Annotated in this window: 1 protein-coding gene and 1 pseudogene; both read left to right on the top strand. The window is 67.9% G+C overall.

Annotated features, from left to right (window positions below):
* Positions 1-469 (top strand): annotated as a pseudogene (locus AC1KVE_RS21010) (2-keto-4-pentenoate hydratase); the annotation flags it as partial.
* A gap of 37 nt (positions 470-506) precedes the next feature.
* A partial coding sequence (gene dctP / locus AC1KVE_RS21005; protein WP_481093118.1) for a TRAP transporter substrate-binding protein DctP occupies positions 507-873 on the top strand: 367 nt, incomplete at its 3' end.

Below are 873 nucleotides of genomic sequence, written 5' to 3'. Positions count from 1 at the left end.
CCTGGACGCGGACGCGCCGGCCGAGCAGACCCACTTCACTCCTGACCAGGCGGCGCAGCTGCCGGCCACGCTGTTCATCGGCGTGGAAATCGCCAGCAGCCCGCTGGCGACCATCAACAAGCTGGGCCCGCGCGTGGTGATCTCCGACTTCGGCAACAACAACGGCCTGATCCTGGGCCCGGAAGTGACCGATTGGCTGGCGCGCGACGAATCTGCGCTGACCGCCGAAACCCTGATTGACGACCAGCTGGTCGGCACCGGCGGGGCCACCACGCTGCCGGGCGGCTTGCGCGCGGCCTACGCATTTGCGCTCAGTCGTTCGGCCCTGCGCGGGCGTCCGCTCAAGCGCGGTGATCTCATCGCCACGGGCAATGCCACCGGTATCCATGACATCGAAGTGGGACAGCATGCCCTGATTCGCTTCGCCGGCATCGGCGACATTTCCTGTACGGCTGTGTCCGCCAAGTAACGCCGGACCCAGTGACCAGACGCTTGGGAGGGCGCCAATGATCACACGCAGACATTTCCTCGGTGCCGGGCTCGGTGCCGCCGCGGCCGGCCCCTGGCTGGGCGCGGGTGCCACCACGCCGATTCCCGGCGGGCAGTTGCTGACCGCCACCGACGTGCATGTCGGCGACTACCCCACCGTGGAGGCGGTGCGGTGGTTCGGCAAGCAGCTGGAGCAACGCAGCAACGGCCGGCTCAAGCTGCGCCAGTACCACTCCGGCCAGCTGGGCCGCGAATCCGAGGCGATCGACATGGCGCGCTTTGGCGCCATCGACATCACCCGGGTGTATTCGGGCGCGTTGAACAACACCTTTCCGCTGACCCAGGCGCTGTGCCTGCCGTACGTGTTCGACTCGGTGCCGCATC

Source organism: Xanthomonas sp. NCPPB 2864 (genome assembly GCF_056675615.1).
Note: the sequence above shows the minus strand (reverse complement) of the source record. Positions and strands in the feature narration are given on the sequence as shown.